This window comes from Microbacterium sp. ZW T5_45, from assembly GCF_044987415.1.
Lineage (GTDB): Bacteria > Actinomycetota > Actinomycetes > Actinomycetales > Microbacteriaceae > Microbacterium.
Genome location: NZ_JBJDRJ010000017.1, coordinates 1 through 18,870, shown reverse-complemented (window position 1 = coordinate 18,870; position 18,870 = coordinate 1). Strand labels below are relative to the sequence as shown.

General features: G+C 70.1%; 13 protein-coding genes. 6 read left to right on the top strand and 7 right to left on the bottom strand.

The features are described 5' to 3' along the window. Positions 1-688: 688 nt before the first annotated feature. A complete protein-coding gene (locus ACI3KS_RS10560) occupies positions 689-2,410 on the bottom strand; it encodes an ATP-dependent helicase (protein ID WP_404917999.1) in 1,722 nt (573 codons plus the stop codon). Further along, positions 2,407-3,288 carry an NAD(+) diphosphatase gene (nudC, locus tag ACI3KS_RS10555; protein WP_404917997.1) on the bottom strand — a complete coding sequence of 294 codons (882 nt, stop codon included), beginning with the start codon at positions 3,286-3,288 and terminating at the stop codon, positions 2,407-2,409. Before nudC ends, ACI3KS_RS10560 begins: the two co-directional genes overlap by 4 nt. A gap of 65 nt (positions 3,289-3,353) precedes the next feature. Here nudC and ACI3KS_RS10550 point away from each other — a divergent pair, with 65 nt between their 5' ends. Further along, entirely contained in the window at positions 3,354-4,703 is a 1,350-nt protein-coding gene (locus ACI3KS_RS10550; protein WP_404917995.1) for a phosphotransferase, read from the top strand. Here ACI3KS_RS10550 and ACI3KS_RS10545 read toward each other — a convergent pair. Next, the gene (locus ACI3KS_RS10545) at positions 4,649-8,167 is read right to left on the bottom strand and encodes a UvrD-helicase domain-containing protein (RefSeq protein WP_404917993.1); all 3,519 of its coding nucleotides are present in this window, start codon (positions 8,165-8,167) and stop codon (positions 4,649-4,651) included. The genes ACI3KS_RS10550 and ACI3KS_RS10545 overlap by 55 nt on opposite strands. Beyond that, entirely contained in the window at positions 8,164-11,388 is a 3,225-nt protein-coding gene (locus ACI3KS_RS10540; RefSeq protein ID WP_404917991.1) for an ATP-dependent helicase, read from the bottom strand. The genes ACI3KS_RS10545 and ACI3KS_RS10540 overlap by 4 nt, the downstream gene beginning before the upstream one ends. Positions 11,389-11,570: 182 nt before the next feature. Here ACI3KS_RS10540 and ACI3KS_RS10535 point away from each other — a divergent pair, with 182 nt between their 5' ends. Together ACI3KS_RS10535 and ACI3KS_RS10530 are read left to right on the top strand one after the other, a co-directional pair. After that, a complete protein-coding gene (locus ACI3KS_RS10535) occupies positions 11,571-11,795 on the top strand; it encodes a DUF3107 domain-containing protein (protein WP_404917989.1) in 225 nt (74 codons plus the stop codon). Positions 11,796-11,802: 7 nt separating this feature from the next. After that, on the top strand, positions 11,803-12,090 hold the full coding sequence (locus ACI3KS_RS10530; protein WP_404917987.1) for a hypothetical protein: 288 nt from the start codon (positions 11,803-11,805) through the stop codon (positions 12,088-12,090). A gap of 234 nt (positions 12,091-12,324) precedes the next feature. Here ACI3KS_RS10530 and ACI3KS_RS10525 read toward each other — a convergent pair whose 3' ends face one another. Then, the gene (locus ACI3KS_RS10525; protein ID WP_404917985.1) at positions 12,325-13,041 is read right to left on the bottom strand and encodes a ferritin-like fold-containing protein; all 717 of its coding nucleotides are present in this window, start codon (positions 13,039-13,041) and stop codon (positions 12,325-12,327) included. A gap of 167 nt (positions 13,042-13,208) precedes the next feature. On the opposite strand from ACI3KS_RS10525, the gene ACI3KS_RS10520 reads away from it, so the two are divergent. Then, complete coding sequence (locus tag ACI3KS_RS10520) at positions 13,209-14,729, top strand: DEAD/DEAH box helicase (RefSeq protein ID WP_404917983.1); 1,521 nt, start codon at positions 13,209-13,211, stop codon at positions 14,727-14,729. On the opposite strand, the gene ACI3KS_RS10515 is transcribed toward ACI3KS_RS10520, so the two are convergent. Beyond that, the gene (locus ACI3KS_RS10515) at positions 14,633-15,634 is read right to left on the bottom strand and encodes a DUF817 domain-containing protein (RefSeq protein WP_404917981.1); all 1,002 of its coding nucleotides are present in this window, start codon (positions 15,632-15,634) and stop codon (positions 14,633-14,635) included. The two genes, ACI3KS_RS10520 and ACI3KS_RS10515, sit on opposite strands and share 97 nt — an antisense overlap. Before the next feature lie 41 nt (positions 15,635-15,675). After that, on the bottom strand, positions 15,676-16,539 hold the full coding sequence (locus ACI3KS_RS10510; protein WP_404917979.1) for a PHP domain-containing protein: 864 nt from the start codon (positions 16,537-16,539) through the stop codon (positions 15,676-15,678). Between the two features lie 81 nt (positions 16,540-16,620). On the opposite strand from ACI3KS_RS10510, the gene ACI3KS_RS10505 reads away from it, so the two are divergent. Together ACI3KS_RS10505 and ACI3KS_RS10500 are read left to right on the top strand one after the other, a co-directional pair. Beyond that, complete coding sequence (locus tag ACI3KS_RS10505; protein ID WP_404917977.1) at positions 16,621-17,649, top strand: endonuclease/exonuclease/phosphatase family protein; 1,029 nt, start codon at positions 16,621-16,623, stop codon at positions 17,647-17,649. 141 nt (positions 17,650-17,790) lie between these two features. Beyond that, a partial coding sequence (locus ACI3KS_RS10500) for a M24 family metallopeptidase (RefSeq protein WP_404917975.1) occupies positions 17,791-18,870 on the top strand: 1,080 nt, incomplete at its 3' end.

Sequence of the window (18,870 nt, the reverse complement as noted above, 5' to 3'; positions counted from 1 at the left end):
TCGACGACGATCACCCGCCTCGACCCGGCGGTCCCGCTCCTGTGGCGCGATGGGGACACTCTTCAGCTCGGCGTGGACGGCGACGTCCGACTCACCGTCGATGCGCCGTGGATCGAGCCGCTCCTCGCCCGTATGGCCGGCGGATTCCGCCTCGCGGCGTTCGACGTCATCGCGCACGGCGTCGGTGCTCCGCGGCAGGAAGCCCGCGCGCTGCTCGGCCGGCTGCGCCCGCTGCTCGTCGAAGATGTCGACGTCGGCGGAGCCGCCTGGGTCGAGAGCATCGACATCTTCGACGGGCGCAGCGAGTACCGCATGCGCGAAGCACTGATCGACGAGGGCGTCGCGCAGGGAAGTCGATCGTCCCGTCACGACGTGGGTGTGATCCTCGTCGAAGGTGCGGCCGCCGCCCTCCAGTTCGCGCGCTACCTCCGCGATGACACCGTGCACATCCCTGTGTCCTTCGAACGCAGCCGCTTCACCGTGGGGCCGTTGATCGTCCCCGGGGCTACACCGTGCCTGGCGTGCCGAGATGCGCACGAGCGGGATCGCGACGCCGCCTGGCCCCGCCTGCATGCTCAGCTGATCGGGCGCAGCGCGGGCACCGTGAGCACGGCGCACGTCGCCGAGGCTGCAGCCATGGTCGCCCGCCTGCTCTCTTCAGCCGCCGCCCCGGGCGAATTCGTCGAGGTCAGTGAGAGCCGCGGGCGCGTGTGGCGTTCGGTGACGTTTCACGAAGAATGCCGGTGCCGCGACCTGTCGTCCCGATCTCCGCGAGGAACCGCGACGGAGCTCGCTCCCCCCGCCCCGCTGTCCGCGCCCACGACACCGCGAGCGTACGCGCGGCCCGCGTGACGCCGACGTAGGCCAGACGACGCTCCTCGTCGATCGCCTCGAACCCGGTCGCGTAGGAGATCGGCAGCGACCCCTCGGCCCAACCGGCGAGGTGCACGTGCGGCCATTCCAGACCCTTCGCCGCGTGCAGCGTCGACAGCGTCACGGTGCGCATCGTGGGCTCGTGCTGATCCTTCGCGCGCGCCATGAGGTCGTCGCTGAAGCTGCGCAGCGTCGTCCCCTGCTCCGCCTCCTCGGCGAGCCGGAGGATCGCCCTGCGTGCTTCCCACCCGTCGCGCTGCGCACCACCGGCCGGCGGCGGCTCCTCGCTGAGGCCGAGTTCGCGCAGCACCCTCTGCACCGCCGACACGAAGTCGTGCTCGCTGGGTGCGACGGCGGCTGCCCGGAGTGCGAGAATCGCCTGCCGCACTTCGGGCATCGAGAAGAACCGGGTCCCGCCGAGGACGCTCGTCGCGATCCCCTCGGCGGCGAGCGCCTGCTGCAGGACAGCGGACTGCGCGTGGGCGCGGTAGAGGATCGCGATGTCGGCCGGGGAGGCGCCTCCCTCGATGCGCGCAGCGATCGCCCTCGCGATGCCCGCTGCCTCGTCACCCTCCGTGTCGTACGCCGTGAGGGTCGGGGCGTCGGCGGTGAAGGACTCGCGTGCCGGCACCAGCTCGAGCGCTCCGGGGCGTCCGTGCATGAGGGCGTTCGCGGCCGCGAGGATCGGCGCCTGAGAGCGGTAGTTGGTCTCGAGCTTGACGACGGTCGCGTCCGGATGCCGTCGCTCGAACTCGAGCAGGAAACGCTGCTCGGCCCCCGCGAACGAGTAGATGGTCTGACTCGCATCGCCGACGACACAGATGTCTCGCCTTTCACCGAGCCAGAGTTCGAGCAGTCGGTTCTGCAGCGGCGAGACGTCTTGGAACTCGTCGACCGTGAAGTGGCGGTAGTGCTCGTGCACCGACGCGGCCACCCTCGGCTCCGCCTCGAGCATGCCGGCGCACGCCAGGAGCACGTCCTCGAAGTCGAGCTGATGACGGTCGTCCTTGAGCGCCTCGTAGGCCCGCTGCAACTCGGCGAGCTGGTTCTGATCGATCCCACTCACCGAGCGTCCGAGCGCCGCGTGCTGGTCGATCGACAGCATCGACACCTTGCGCCATTCGATCTCCGAGGCGATGTCGCGCAGGGTCGCCGTGCTCGGCCTGAGCCGCATCGCATCCGCCGCCTGGCCGAGCATCCGCACCTTGTTGTCGATGATCGACGGCGCAGGGGATCCTGCGAGCGTGGGCCAGAAGAAGTTGAGCTGCGCGAGGGCGGCGGCGTGGAACGTACGAGCGGCGACGCCGATCACTCCGAGCGCCCGCAGACGACCGCGCAGCTCGCCCGCAGCCTTCGCGGTGAAGGTCACCGCCATCACTCGCGAGGGCGAGTACGCGCCGGTGTCGACCCCGTGGGCGATCCGGTGCGTGATGACTCGCGTCTTGCCCGTTCCCGCACCGGCGAGGACCGCGACCGGTCCGCGCAGGACGGATGCCGCCTGCCGCTGTCGTTCGTCGAGCGCGTCGAGCGCGCTCACCCGCGACCCTCGAACCAGTCGAGGATCAGTGCCCGGGCGATGGATGCCGGCCCCGGAAGACCGACGGGGCCGTCTCCGGCGAGCGCCGAGGCGACCTCGTCGCGTGTGAACCACCGCACGTCGATGATCTCCTCGCCATCGGGCCGGGCAGCGTCCTCGTCGACGACGACCGCGCGGAACCCGAGCATCAGCGACCGGGGGAACGGCCACGGCTGCGAGGAGATGTATCGCAGCTCGGCCAGAGTCACACCAGCCTCTTCCTCGAGCTCACGGTGCACGGTCGACTCCAGCGATTCGCCGGCCTCGGTGAAACCCGCGAAACAGGAGTACATGCGTCCGTTCCAGTTGGCGTTCGCCCCGAGCAGCAGCCTCTCGCCGTCGGAGCTCTCGACGGCGACGATCACGGCAGGGTCGGTTCGGGGGAAGTGCTCGCGTCCGCACGCGAGGCAGCGACGCGACCACCCGCCCTGACGGAGCTCGGTTCCCCCACCGCAGGTCGGGCAGAACGGCGCATCGCGCAGCCAGCCGGCCAGCGCGAGCGCCTCGATGAGGAGTTCGGTGTCAACCGGACTCAACCGCCCTCCGAGGTCGCGAAGCCCCAACCAGGTCTCATCCGGGGCCGTGTCGACCGCACCGGCCTCGGGAGCGAGAGCGGCGAGCAGCAGATGCGTGCCATCGGCCGTGCGGCCCAGGAGCGCCAAGGTCGCATCGGAGACGTCATCCGCGCCGACGAGGAGCAGTTCGTCGTCGACGATGCGCACGCGCCCGTCCCTGACCGCGATCACCCTCGTCGAGTCGTCGCTGCGCAGTCGATCGATGAGGCCGGGCTCGTCCCGGAGTTCGCCGGCACGATCGATCCACGTTCGCTGGATGGTCATCGACTCCCTCTCTCACGGGCGTGGCGAAGGCGGGACCGCCTCCGAGCCGACCTAACCTGGGGGGTATGGGACGCTCTCCTTTCACTCTAGCCGCGGCCGTGACCGCCGCACTGCCCGGAGCGGAGGTGACGGGCGCCCGTGTGCTGACCGCGGACGGCGACGGTCGATTCGACTCCGCCGTCGCGTCCCTGCGAGACGGTCGGGAGCTGGCGATCCGAGTCGCCGACGATGACGAGGCCGCCACGGAGCTCTCGGCGGAAGCGCTCGCGCTGCGAGCGCTCACTCCGGGAGCGCGATCGATGCTCCCCTTCGATGCCCCGACCTACATCGGCGAGACGCGCGTCGGAGACGCCCGCGCGCTGGTCACGGAATTGCTTCCCGGCTTCCAGATCGACGCGGCGCTCGTCCCCGGCGGTCGGGGTGCCGCGGAGTCGATGGGCGCCGCCATCGCGGCCGTGCACGCCCTGCCCGTGTCGGTCGTGCGGGGCGCGGGTCTGCCTGCGCGATCAGCCGCCGAGGTCCGTGACGACATCTCCCGGCTCGTGGACGAGGCCGCCGCGACGGGCCGCGTTCCCGCACGGCTGACGGTGCGGTGGCGCGAGGCCGTCGCCGACGACGACCTGTGGCGCTTCGAGTCGACGGTCGTGCTCGGGGGCGTGCAGTCGACCTCGTTCGTGTTCGACGACGACAGCGAGCTCGGCCCGCAGGTCACGGGGCTCCTGGGCTGGCACGCGCTCTCGGTGGGCGATCCCGCCGTCGATCTCGCCTGGCTCTCGGCTGCGCCGGACGCTGCCGCAGATGTGCAGGCGGCGTACGCGCGAGCATCGGAACGCACACCGGATGCCGCGATCGAGGCTCGTGCGCGACTGCTGGCCGAACTCGAGTTCGCCCGATGGCTGGTCCACGGCGACGCCCTTCGCCGCAGCGACATCGTCGACGACGCCGCCGCGCTCCTCGAGTCGCTCGCCGCAGGGCTGCACGACGACGTGCTCTCTGCAGACTCTCCACGCAGCGACGGCGTCGACTCCGCGCTCGCTGCGCTCGATCGGGTTCCGGTCCAGTCCTCCCCCGCGATCGACACGTCCATGCAGACCGACGCATACAACCCTGACGACCTGTGGCAGGACGACACCGAAGGACTCGACCTCGACGACGTCTCCCCTCGCATCGCGGCGGGTGGACTCGAGACCGAAGACCTGTCGGGAGTGCGTGACGATCCGCGGGTCGACGGATCCGCGTCCTCGAACCGCGATGCGGAGACGGATGCCGCAGATTCGTGGCCTTCGTCGTCGGCTCGGGGCGCGAAGCCGACGTCGGCGGCCCCGCCATCGGACGAGGAGGGCTCTCCCGAGGATGAGGCTCAGCGCGCGGCGCGCGCTGCGCTCCAGCGGTGGAAGAGCTCGGACTCCGAATAGACCCGGTCTCCACGGATCACCAGGTCGTCCGCCACGTAGTACAGCGCGACGTCGATCTCCTCCAACGGAACTCCGAACCGACGGTGGTAGGCCAGGCGGTACAGCGCGAGCTGCAGCATCCGCTCCTCACGCTCCTGCGCCGTGCGCGGAGCCTTGCCGGTCTTCCAATCCACGATCTCGATGCGCCCGTCGCGGTCCTCGCGGCGGTAGACCGCGTCCAGCTTGCAGATCACGATGTGCGGTTCCGCGTCACGTGCGTCGTTCCCGGAGTCGGATGCAGAGCCGCTCGGCCCCGCTCCGAGGGCGAAGTCGATCTCGATCTCGACGGCGATGGGCTTGCGCTGGCCCCATTCGCTGCGTTCGAAGATCTGCTGCAGGCTGTCGAGATCGGCGGCATCGGCAACGGAGACGTCGGCCGACGACGCCGCCGGATCGTCCTCGTCGAGTTCCCAGAGCGCCTCGTCGACCCGTGTTCCCGCGCCGACGAGTTCGCTGCGGCGCTCGACCCACGCGTGGAAGAGCGTTCCGAGCCGGGTCTGCCGGTACGGCCTCTCGGGCATGGGACGCACGATCGATGACAGAGTGCCCCCGAAGTCGGTCACGTAATCCTTGAACCTCGATGCCGGCACGCGGGTCGGCGGCGTGGCATCCGTTCCCCGAAGCCGGGCCGCCCGCTCGGCGAGAAGGCGCTCGAGTTCGGGCGACGCTTCGGCGCTCCCGCGCTCGGCGACGTCACGTACCGCTCGAGCCGCGGACTCCACGGCGCTCCGACGCGCCCCGAGCGGATCGAGAGGCCAGGACAGGGTCGCACCGGGGCCCTCATAGGGGTTGTGATCGGGGTCGACGTCCCCGATCTCCGGAAGATCGAGCACTCGCATCGCTTCGAGCAGGTAGGGACTGGGATCCCGAGGCCTCTTCTGACCAGCCCAGTGCGATCCCGTGAGCAGCAGGTCGGTTCGTGCTCTCGTCACAGCGACGTACGCCAGGCGCCGCTCCTCCTGCTGCTGGTACTCCCGATAGGCGGACTTGAACACGGTCAACGCCCCGGGTGCCGTCTTGCTCGCGCTGGTGAGCGACGCGATTCCCGCCTTGAGCCGCTTGACCGGATCGTCCTCCCCGGCGACGGCCGCCTCGGGATCCCAGACGAAACGCGGAAGCGCATCGCGGTCGCCGCGCAGCTCGAACGGAACGACCCCGAAGCCGAACCACCCCGACGTGTCGGTCGGTCGGCTCGGCAACTCGTCAGCCACCATGCGCACGACGGCGACCGCGTCCCATTCCAGGCCTTTGGAGCCATGGATCGTGAGCAGCTGCACCACGCCGGGCTCGGGCGGCTCGGGACGCGGCATCAGCTCATCGGTGCTCTCGGCCTTGGCGAGCCATGCGAGCAGACTTCCGATCGTGCCGCGGTCGTCGGCGGAGAGGAACGCACGCACCTCGTCGGCGAACGCACGCAGTTGCGTCGAGGCGACCCGTGCGGGGCCCCGGGTCTCGTTCGCCGCCAGCTCGACGTCGAGTCTCAGCTCGAGCTCGATGAGCCGGATCAGTTCGGGGATCGGCTGCGAAGTCGCACGTCGCAGCCGCTCGAGCATCTCCCCTGCCGCTCGGATGCGAGCCCGCCCCTCGGGGGTGATCTGCTGCAGCATCCGATAGTCGTCGCGCACCGCGCGGACGACGTCGACGGCATCGACGATCGACACCGCCTCGTCGGCTCCGCGCGAAGAGCGCAGTCGAACGCGCACCTCTTCCGGCAGCGGGCCCATGTCGGTGTCCGTCTCGGCGAGACGTCGTCCGAGATCGTAGAGCGCCGCCATGTCAGCGACGCCGACCGCGAATCGCGGCCCCGTGAGCAATCGGATGAGCGCCGAGCCGGCAGTGGGGTCGTGGACGACACGCAGCACGGAGACGACGTCGACGACCTCCGGTGTCGCCAGCAGACCGCCGAGACCGAGGATGCGGTGCGGGATACCTCGTGCGGCCAGCGCGGCCGCGAACGTCTGCATGTGCTTCTTGGAACGGAACAGGAGTGCTCCCGTATGCGGGCGCCCTGCCGCGACCGCATCGTGCTCGGCGCGGCGCTCCTCGAACCACTGCGCGGCCTGGTCGGCCTCGTCATCGACGGTGAAGGCGAAGCGCACCTCGGCACGTCCGTCACCGGCGCCTGGACGGGCCTCGAGCGGAGGCACGTCGAGCCCCGGTCGCTGCAGCGGCTCCAGCACCTCGTTCGCGATGTCGAGGATGCGCCGGTCGTTGCGCCAGCTGGTCATCAGGTTGTACGTGCCCGCTCGGCCGTCAGCGGCGAACGCTCCGGAGAACGCGTAGAGGTTGTCGGCACTGGCACCGCGCCAGCCGTAGATCGACTGATGCGGATCGCCGACCGCCATCACCGCGGAGTCGCGGAACAGTTCGGCGAGGAACTTCGTCTGGATCACCGACGTGTCCTGATACTCGTCCAGCAGCACGACACGATGCTGCTCCCGCAGTTCGGCGCGCACGTCCGGCGAGGTTTCGATGATGTCGTACGCGCCGCTCACCTGATCGGCGAAGTCGAGCACGCCGCGCCGCGCCTTCTCGTCGATGTAGTCGCGCACGAGATGAGCGAGCGTCGGAAGGCTGAGCAGATTGAGCACCGCCTTGTCGGCGTCGGTCGTGCCCCCGTTGGCGTTACGACGATACGGCTCGAACGCCCTGGCCTGGGTCGTCGCGATGCGCACCGCCTCATCGAGATCGACACGATGGTCGAGGGCGTCGCCGGCCAGTCGCTGCACCGCGTCGATGACCGTCCCCAGCGCGTAGTCGATCTCCTCGAGCTCGGGCAGATCGCTGCGGAGCACCACTTCGCGGGCCAGCATCCACGACGCCGCCTGGCTGAGCATCGCGACATCGGAGTCCCGCCCGATGCGCGCCGCGTGCTCGCGGACGATGCCGTCGGCGAAGGCGTTGTACGTCGAGACCCTCGGGCGGATCATGAGCTCCTCGGCGGCCCGCGGTGTCGCGGGATCCCAGCCGGTCGCATATCGTTCGGCCAGCTCGTCGAGCACATGACGCCGCACGAGCTCGCGCTGACGTCCCGCCGCCGCATCCTCCACCCGGCGCAGCGCGCCCGAGGAGACGATCTCTCCCAGATGCGGGAGCAGGCCGCGGCGGCCGTACTCGTCGATGACCGCGAGCCGGGCACCGATGCGTTCGGCGAGCTCGCCGGCGGCCTTGCGGGTGAACGTGAGGCCGAGGATCTCATCGCGCCGGACGTGCCCGTTGGCGACGAGCCACACGACTCGTCCCGACATCGTCTCGGTCTTGCCGCTGCCCGCTCCCGCCACCACGAGCGCCGGACTCGGCGGCGCCTCGATCACGCGCTGCTGCGCCGGTGTGGGCGACGGCTGACCGAGCGCCGCCGCCACGTCGGTCGCCGAGAGGTCGAGCACGCCGGGCCAGCTCGTCACCGCCGTCGCCAGAGCGCTCATGCGCTCACCGCCGGCACGCTGTGGATGCGGCAGGGCTTCACCCGATTGCCCTGGGTATCGGCGCAGTGCGCCTCGACCTGGGCGGTGAAGCTCGACGCGGACATGCCGCGCGCGGCCTCGGCGACCCGCCGCAGGAACGCATCACGGGCATCGTCGTCGAGAGCGTGCTGATGCGCGATGCGGTAGTCGCTCTTGGCGAGGGTCTTCGAGACGATGACGAGCCGCGCGCCCGCAAGAGCACCAGGTGCCGCACCCTCGACGAGTCCCTGCTGCACCGCGACCTGATACGCCGCGAGCTGCGCATGATCGATGACAGCCGTGTCCGACTCGGGATCGTTCTTGCCCGTCTTCAGGTCGACGATGACCACACGGTCTCCCTCGTCTGCGGCCGTGATCGGCTCCGCCCCCCGCGCGCGGGCGTGCGAGTGGTCACCCGCCCCTCGCGGGTACGCCTCGACACGGTCGATGAATCCATGGATGACCGCCGCGTTCGCGCGGTCGTCCGTGACGGCACGCACGTCGGGCGTGGCTCCCTCGGCGACGTCGACTGCGAATCGGAACTCGACCTCGCTGGCGAGCACTCGTCCTCCGGCAGCGCGGACATCGCCCAGATAGGAGTGCAGCCGATCGATGAAGGCATCCGCTCTCCGGCGTTCCTTGCGCCCGATCCACTCGGTCTCGAAGTCGAGTTCCGGCCAGTGCTCGGCGAGCACGGCGCGCAGGCTCTCGAGGTCGCCGTCGGGCACCTTCTCCATCGCCTCGTGGACGATGGTCCCGATGCCGGCAGTGGGCGGCATCACGGTGTCGCCGCCCAGCGCCGAGACGACCCAGTTGACACCGCACTCCTCGAAGGACTCCATCCGCGAGGGCGACACCCGTGCACCCTCGGTGGCGAGATCGCGCAGCGGCGCGTCGGTCGACGGCGGGGTGATGCCGTACCACTCCGCCGGATCCGCGCCCGGCACGCCCTCTCGCGCGAGCACAGCGAGCTGTTCCGCGGCCGCCTCGCGCACAGTCGGCGACGTCGACGTCGTCAGCGCCCGGCGGTGTCGTGCGACGAGCCCTCGAAGGGTGAGCGGATGCTCGGCGGACGCGTGGATCTCGGGCGGTTCGGGCTGCGGGAGGAAGGAGAAGAACGGACTCGGTGTGGAGTCGTCGTCATCGACCGCCGTGATCAGCAGTCGGAATCGAGCACGCGAGAGCGCGCGGACGAAGAGCCTGAGCTCGTCGTGCAGGGCGGCGCGGCGTCGATCCAGGGCGCCAACAGGCTCGGCCGTCTCTCCCCGTCTCATCGCTGCGATCTCGTCGGCCAAGCGCCAGGAGCGCAGCAGGCCCCCGCGCAGGCGCACGTTCGGCCAGATCCCGTCCTGCACACCGGCGACGACGACGGCGTCGAACTCGGTGCCGAGAGCCGTGGCAGGTGTCAGCAGGGTGACCCGTGCGGGGCGGTCGGGGCTCGAGAGCGAATCCTCCGGCACCTCGCTGTCGAGGATGTCGCGGACGAACACCTCGGGCTTCTCGTTGGGGGTGCGCTCCACGAACCGCTTCGCCGCATCGAACAGGGACACGAGCGCGTCGAGAGCCCGGGCGGTCTCGGCTCCGGCGGCCTGGAGCGCCGTCTCCCGCCATGCCACCTGCAGGCGCCTGCCGTCGACGGCTCGGGATGCGTCCCACACGCGCCAGAGCAGGTCGTGGATCGTCTCGCCATCGCCCGCCGCGGCGGTGACCTCCGCCAGGGTCTTCGCGAACCGCGCGGCGGCGCGGGATTCGGCCGCATCGATCAGGTCGAAGTGCGCCGGGGCGAGGAACGCCTGGCGCAGGAGCTCGCGAGCCGGCGTCGACCCGCCGTGCTCGAGCTCGATGTGCCGCAGCCGCGCTCTGAGGCGGCGCAGGCCGATCGCATCCATCCCGCCGAACGGGGTGCGCAGCGCCTCTTCGAGGTCGTGCGGCGTGCGGTCGTCGATCGGCGTGAGGGCGAGTCGCACGACGCCCACGATGTCGCGGACGACGTTCTCGGAGCCGAGCGGCCGCTGCACGCCTGCGGCCCTGGTGGGGATCTCGCGCGCTGCGAGCTCCGACTCGAGCGTGGTGACCTGGCGGGTGTCATGCGCGATGACGGCCATCCGGTCCCACGGGATCCCCGATGACAGATGCCAGTCGCGCATGACCCCGGCGATGCGGTCGAGCTCCTCGTAGGGAGAAGGGGCGAGGAAGGCCGTCACCGCGGTGTCCGCGGCGAGTACCCGTTCCGGGTCGCCCGGCACGGGTGCACGACGGTGCTCGACGCGCCCGGAGGCGCCGATCGCCTGGGTCACGACGCGGGTCAGCGAGGTGAGCCGAGGACTCTGCCGGTGCGGCGCATCGAGCACATGCACGTCGCCCAGCGCGGTGGCGAGCTGCGCGAAGAGCTCAGGGCTGGCGCCCCGGAACGCTCCGGACGAGATGTCCGGATCTCCGAAGGCCTGCACCGCCACCCCTCGGTCGTGCAGAGCCTCGATCATGGCGACGCCGCCGCGGGTCAGTTCCTGCGCATCGTCGATGAGGACGACCCGGAGCGCGGCGAGGGGCCCGAGCGTCGCAGCATCCGCCGTCCGCAGAACGGAGCGGGCCTCGGCGAGCAGGTCGGCGGCGTCGCGATGCGCCGATCGCGCCTGGTCGAGCACAGACCGGTAGTCGACGAGGAAGTCTGCGACGGCCGACCACGCGGAGTCGCCCGATGCGCGGAGATCGCCGGCGGAGACTCCGATCTCGGTGCAGTCGGCGAGGAAGGCCCGCAGCTCGGAGCGGAACCCCTTCGAGGCGCGCACAGATGGGCTGAGCGAGTCCGGCCAGTCGATGCGCCCGTCCTCCGCGTCGCCCGCGAGCAGTTCGCTGATCAGTCTGTCCTGGTCGGCTCCCGTGAGCAGGGCCGGCGGCTCCAGCCCGGCGCGCACCGTCGCCCCGCGGACCACCTGGAAGGCGAAGGAGCCGAGCGAACGGGCCAGAGGCCCAGGAGTGGCCTGTCCGATCCGCACCCCGATGCGGTCTCGCAGCGCGGTGGCGGCCTGGCGGCTGGGGGTGAGCACGAGCAGTTGTTCAGGACGCAGCCCATCGACGTCGAGCAGCCGGACCACACGCTCGATCAGCGCATGGGTCTTTCCCGTTCCTGGTGCGCCGATGACGACCCCCGACGCCGCGGGCGGTGCGCCGACGACCGTGTCCTGAGCGGGGTCTGCTGTCATGGGATCCACGCTACCGGCGGCTTCGGACATCGCCCGCCGGGGCGTAAGGGCGGCATCGCTCGGGTCTGCGTGCGCTCAGGGCGAAACCGGGCCCCGTGCCGATCCGAGCGCACACCCCCGCGATAGAGTTGGCGGGAGTCAGCAGTCTGACCCCTCAGCAGTCTCAAACACAGGGAGTACTCGTGGAAATCCGTATCGGCATCGTCAACACCGGCCGCGAACTGAACTTCGAGACCTCCGCGAGCGCCGACGAGGTGCGCGCGACGGTGACCGCCGCCCTCGAGCAGGGTGCCAGCCACCTCGACTTCGCCGACGTCAAGGGCAACTCCTACCTGGTTCCCACCGCGAACCTCGCCTTCATCGAACTCGGCACCGAAGAGTCCCGACGCGTCGGCTTCGTCGCCTGAGCCGACCGTGTACATCCTTCTCGCGCTGATCGGCGCGTGCGTGCTCGGCATCGGAGCCCACTTCCTCATCGGTGGGCGTGAGCTCCGCGGCACGGCGCTCACGCCCGCGCTTGCGACCGCGGTCGCCGCGGTCGTCTACGCGGTCTCGCAGTGGGCGGGCGTCGGAGAAGACAACGCCTGGCTGTGGCTGGCCAGCGTCGTCGGTTCGGTCGTCGTGGCGTCGCTGGCGACGGTCCTCGTCGTCGCCGCACGTCGCCGATCGGATGCCGCAGCCAAGGCCGCCCTCGGGATCTGAGCCACACGGGCCACGGCATCCGCCGGTGACGGCAGCGCCCGTCGGCGGGTGCGAGAAGTCGGAGAAACCGTCCGACACGCCGCCCTAGGACCGCTTCCCGCGGCGTGTCGCCCCGAGACTCCGACGTTTCGCACCGCTCGCGGCACGCACTTCCGCCCGCCGAACTCCGCCGAAAGAGCTCGCCAAGAAGCCCGCGGTGGAAAGAAGCCTGCAGAGGAAGAAGCCGCGCCCGTCCTACGAGGCGAGCCCCATGGCATCCATGCGCCGCGCGTGCGCACCCATGAGCTCGGTGTAGACCGGCTCGATGCGCTCGTCGTCGGCGGCTTCGAGACGCTCGGGCCGCAGCGCCGAACGGCACACGAGGATCGTGTCCCCGACGAGTCTGCGCGCCCACATCGACAGCAGAGAACGCCACTCCTCGTCGCTCTCGATCGTCTCCTGGATGATCGCGACGATCTCGTGGCGGGCGTCGTCCTGGCCGAGGATCGTCCGCACCCGCTCCCCCACCTCGCCGTAACTCGACGCCAGCGCCAGGTAGAAGTCGTCCAGCATGCCCGCCGTGATGTACACGGCCAGCATCGTCTCGCGCGGTCTCGCGCCGATCGTCTTGCGCCGGAACGCGTCGAGGTTCTCGCGGAACGGCAGCATGAGCTGGGTGGGGTCATCGCCGCGTGCGGCGATCAGTTCGACGATCTCACGGTGCTTGGTGAGCGTCGCACCCGCGGCCCGCGACAGCGACTCCTTCTCGGACAGCTCCGGGGTGGCGCGGATGAGCCGGGTGAGCGTCTCGAAGTAGCCCAGCTGCAGATATGCCGCCTGGCCGAGGAACCGGTTCAACTCGGGCGCGAGCTCCGCGAAGTCGACCCTGGTGGCACCGCTCTGATCCCCGCGGCTGCGCAGCGTGAGGGTGCGGCGAGGAGTTCGTCGTCGATTCCAGAACCAGTTGACCACGGGTTCACCCTACCCGCGCCGCGGCGCTTCCGAGGGGCTCGATCACCCCTCGGGTAGGCTGGTGCCGTCCCCGCCGTCGGAGCGGGGCCCGCGCCTGTGGCACATGAGACGGCGTGGATCCGTGAACGTGGCGATCTCGCAGGTCGCCGGACAGGCAACAGAACAACGTGACAACATTCACTGATCTCGGTATCGATCAGGACATCGTCGACGCACTCGCCGCGAAGGGCATCGTCGACGCATTCCCCATCCAGGAGCAGACCATTCCCCTGGGCCTTCCCGGCCAGGACATCATCGGGCAGGCCAAGACCGGCACCGGTAAGACCTTCGGCTTCGGCATCCCGGTCGTCCAGCGCCTCGGCCAGGACCCGGAGCACGGTGTCAAGGCCCTCATCGTGGTCCCCACCCGCGAGCTCGCGGTGCAGGTCTACGAGGACATCGACCTGCTCACCAGCAACCGCTCGACGAGCGTCGTCGCGATCTACGGCGGCAAGGCCTACGAGGGACAGATCGACCAGCTCAAGGCCGGCGCGCAGATCGTCGTCGGCACGCCCGGTCGCCTCATCGACCTCGCCAACCAGCGCCTGCTCGACCTGTCGAACGCGACCGAGGTCGTGCTCGACGAGGCCGACAAGATGCTCGACCTCGGCTTCCTCGCCGACATCGAGAAGATCTTCTCGAAGGTGCCGGCGGTGCGCCACACCCAGCTGTTCTCGGCGACCATGCCCGGACCGATCGTCGCGCTGGCGCGCCGGTTCATGGTCAACCCCATCCACATCCGGGCGACCGACCCGGACGAGGGCCTCACGCAGGCGAACATCAAGCACCTCGTCTACCGCGCACACTCGCTCGACAAGGACGAGGTCATCGCCCGCATCCTGCAGGCCGAGGGCCGCGGCAAGACCGTGATCTTCACCCGCACCAAGCGTGCGGCGCAGCGTCTGGTCGATGAGCTCGGCGACCGCGGCTTCAACGTCGGCGGCGTGCACGGCGACATGGGTCAGGACCAGCGCGAGCGTTCGATGGCGGCGTTCAAGGCCGGCAAGAAGGACGTGCTCGTCGCGACCGACGTCGCCGCGCGCGGCATCGACGTCGACGACGTGACGCATGTGATCAACCACACGATCCCCGACGAGGACAAGACGTACCTGCACCGTGCCGGCCGCACGGGTCGCGCGGGCAAGACCGGTATCGCCGTGACGTTCGTGGACTGGGAGGACCTGCACAAGTGGGCCCTCATCAACCGCGCTCTCGAGTTCGGTCAGCCCGAGCCGATCGAGACGTACTCGTCGAGCCCGCATCTCTACACCGATCTGAACATCCCCGAGGGCACGAAGGGCCGCCTGGTGTCGGCCCCCAAGGCCGAGAAGCCCGCCCGCGCCCCACGCACCGAGCGCGCGGCCGATGTCGCTGCCGAGGGCACCGAGGAGGGCGGCACCCGTCGCCGTCGTCGTCGCCGTCGCGGCTCGGAGACCGTGGGCTCGACGTTCGTCGAGGGCGCCGCCGACACGTCATCGGACGCTGGATCCTCTGCTCCCGCCGACCGCGGAGCCGAAGGCGCCGGCACCCACGACGGCGCCGGCAAGGAGCATCACGACGGCAAGCCGGCTCCGGCTCGCCGTCGTCGTCGCCGTCGCGGCGGCTCCGGTGGAGCAGGCGCAGGGGCCGCTCCCGTCACCGGCGCCTGAGATCGATCCGAAGGGACGGATGCTGCGGCATCCGTCCCTTCGTCGTTCCCGACGCCTGAGACCGGGGCGCGCGGCGGGTACACCCAGGTGACCATGACGACCGAGATGATCATGAGCAGGAACCACGAGCTCAGTTTGCTGAGCGAGACCGGCTGCCAGACGACCGCCTGATCCGGGTAGACCCAGGCCCCCGCCCACGTTCCGATGTTCTCGGCGAGGTAGATGAACAGGGCGACGCCGGCGAACACCGCCAGGAGCGGCAACCGGATCGTGCGCTGCCAGACGCGCGCGTGCATGATCGTCGGCAGCCAGAGCACCACGACGGCGGCGAGGAGCACCCAGCGCAGATCCCACCACCAGTGATGCGTGAAGAAGTTGACATAGATCGCCGCCGCGAGCACGGTCGTGAGCCAGCGCCGCGGATACCGCGTGAAGCCCAGATCGAAGAGCCGGTACACCCGCACCATGTACGACCCGACCGCGGCGTACATGAAGCCGCTGAACAACGGGACCCCGCCGAGCCGCAGCACGCCGTCGGCGGCATACGCCCAAGAGCCGACGTCGGTCTTGAACAGCTCCATCACGGTGCCGGTGAGATGGAACAGCACGATCACCCACAGCTCCCGTCCGCTCTCGAGCCGGAACACGAGCATCGCGATCTGGATGAGCACGGCGGTGATCGTCAGGGCGTCGTTGCGCGCCAGGACCGCGTCTTCGGGGTACCACAGCCGTGCTGCGACGATCGCGACCAGCAGCGCGGTGCCGAACACGCACGCCCACGCCTGCTTGACGACGAAGACGAGCAACTCGACGCCGAACGAGCGGATGCCGTGTGCGGGCGCCGTTCGCAGGAGGCGGTGCGCGACCGCGTCGATGCGTCTCTCGAGTACCGTTGCACGCTGCATGGATCGAACCGTAGGCCGGGTGCCCGACAGCGCATCCAGGTTCAGGGAAAGCGCGGTGTGGTACCCGTGGCCCGGCCGATGAGCCGCGCGACCATCTCCTCGGAGGTCGTGTTCTCCCCCGGAAGGTTCGGTTTGCCGGAGCCGTGATAGTCGCTCGACCCGGTCACGATGAGGTCGTGCGCGGCGGCGATCCCGTGAAGGATCCGCTTTCCCTGGAGAGTGTTCTCCCGGTGGTCGATCTCGAATCCGCCGAGCCCCGCGGCGATGAGGCGCTCGATGAACGGTTCCGGCATCATGCGGTCGCGTCCGGAGGTCACCGGGTGCGCGATGATCGCCACGCCTCCGGCGTCCGTGATCAGGCGCACCGCAGTGAGCGGATCGGGCGCGTAGTGCGGCTCGTAGTAACCCTCGCGAGGATGAAGGATGCCGTCGAACGCCTCGGAGCGGTCGCGGACGATTCCGCGCGCCACCAGAGCATCCGCGATGTGCGGGCGCCCCACCGTCGCATCGGAGGCGGTCTGCTCGAGCACGTCGTCCCAGACCAGGTCGTAGTCGCGACCGATGTTGCGAACGATCCGCTCCGCTCGCCCGATGCGGTCGCTGCGGATCCGGTCGGTCTCCGCGCGCAGAGCGGCGTCGTCGGGGTCGAAGAGATAGCCCAGCACGTGCACACTGCGCCACTCGTGCTTCGCGGAGAGCTCCATGCCGGGGAGGAACGTCATGCCGAGAGCGACCGCGGCGTCGCCGGCCTCGGCCCAGCCCGTCGTGCGGTCGTGATCTGTGAGCGCGAGAGTCCGCACGCCGTGCGCATGCGCCTGCCGCACGACTTCGGCCGGCGGTTCGGTGCCGTCGGAGTGGTTCGAATGCAGGTGCAGATCCGCGGGGCCCGCGAAGAGGTGAGGCATCCTCCGAGCGTACCGAGCCGTGGCACGCCCGAGGTGCCGCACGGCAGGGAGTTCTCAGCCACCGCTCCTAGGCTGGAAGGGATGTTTCGACTCCTGGGGATCCTCCTGACCGTGCTGATCGCGATCACCGCGGCGATCGTGGTGTGGCCGCAGTTCTTCCGCCTCGAGCAGACGTTCCCGTTCACGCAGATCGTCGCGGCCCGCGGCGTGGTCCTCGCCGCCTTCCTGGTCGTGGCGGTGCTGTCGATGCTGCTGCTGTTCGCGAAGCCGCTGCGCGGATTCGCCGCGTCCGTCCTGATCATCGCTCTGCTGGGCGCCGGTGCGACGGGAGTGATCGGACTCACCCGCGGGTTCGGCGGCGGCACGCTGCCCGCGGCGACCGACACCAGCCTGCGCATCCTCAGCTGGAACACCGCCGGCGAGGCGGTATCGGCCGATGTGATCGCGCGGGAGATCCTCGAACAGGGCGCGGACATCGTCGCTCTGCCGGAGACGACCGAGAACGTGGGCGAGGAGATCGCCATCATGCTGCGCGAGCAGGGGCATCCGATGTGGGTGCACACCGTGCAGTACAACCCCGACGTGGTCGACGGTCCCAGCTCCTGGCAGACGACGGTGCTGGTCTCCCCCGAGCTCGGCGAGTACTCGGTGATCGAGTCGGCGATCGACGGCACCAGCAACACCGGTTCGGTGCCGAGCGTCGTGCTCATGCCCGTGGACGGCGAGGGTCCGACGATCGTGGCCGTGCATGCCGTGGCTCCGCGCGTCGAGGAGATGGGGCAGTGGAGCAGCGACCTGCAGTGGATCGCCGACCAGTGCCCCGCGGGCAACGTGATCCTCGCCGGCGACTTCAACGCCACGATCGATCACATGACACCCCTCGGTGTCGACGGCGGCGACATGGGCTACTGCCGCGACGCGGCCGCCCGCACCGGGAACGGACTCAGCGGTACGTGGCCGAGCTCGCTCCCGCCGCTCCTCAGCGCACCGATCGATCACGTGATGGCCTCGGCCGACTGGACGCCCACGGGTTCGGCGCTCATCGACGACGCCGGAGGCAGCGACCACCGTGGCATCGTCGTGCAGCTCGAGCCGTCGTCAGCCGGTTGAGGAGCGGGAGCGAGACGAAACGTCGCTCCCGGCCATCGCACCGCCCGATCAGTGAGACATTCCTGCATCGCCGGGCCGCTCCGACGCAGTGCGCTCGTTTCCGACACGGCGAAACCGATGATCCGGTGACAGACTTGTCCTATGAACACCGGAGAACGCGACACGATCGCCGAGCCCACTGCCGAGAGCACCGCTGAGCCGACTGCCGAGACCGTCATCGAGAACAGCACGACCAACCGCAAGCAGCCCTTCCCGAACGGCTTCCTCGACACCATCTCGACGGGCTGGGCCGAGCGCCCGGAGTCGGTGCCGGCCCCACGTGACCAGGCGCCCTACGCTGCGGCCAGGCGCGCGGCCGTCTCTGCGGCTTTCCCCGGCCGCCGCCTCGTGATCGCCGCCGGTTCTCTCAAGCAGCGCAGCAATGACACCGACTACGTCTTCCGCGCGCACTCGGCGTTCGCGCATCTCACCGGCTGGGCATCGGATGCCGAACCCGACTCGGTGCTCGTGTTCGACCCCACCGACGACGGCCACGACATCACTCTCTACTTCCGCGAGCGCGCCGACCGCACCACGACCGAGTTCTACGCCGATGCCACGGTCGGCGAGTTCTGGATCGGGCCGCGTCCGGCCCTGGCCGGCGTCGCCGCCGACCTCGGGATCGCCACCGATCACCTCGCCGCCTTCGCCACTGGTGACGCCGACCTGACACTCGACGACGCTGAACTCGCCCGGTTCGTCTCCGAGCTGCGTCTGGTCAAGGACGAGTACGAGATCGCCGAGATGCGCCGCGCCGTCGAGATCACCGCGAACGGGTTCGACGACATCATCCGCGCACTCCCCCAGGCGATCGAGCACTCCCGCGGCGAGCGCGTCGTCGAGGGCGTCTTCCACCGGCGTGCACGTGAGGACGGCAACGGCGAGGGCTACGACACGATCGCGGCGTCCGGCCCGCACGCCTGCTACCTGCACTGGACCCGCAACGACGGCACGGTCGTCCCCGGCGACCTGATCCTCGTCGATGCGGGCGTCGAGGCCGACAGCCTCTACACCGCCGACATCACCCGCACCCTGCCCGTCTCCGGCACCTTCTCCGAGGTGCAGCGCCGCGTGTACGAGACCGTGCGCGAGGCCGCGGACGCCGCGTTCGCCGCAGCGCAGGTCGGCGTGCCGTTCCGCGAGGTGCACGGCGCCGCGATGCAGGTGATCGCCACGCGTGTG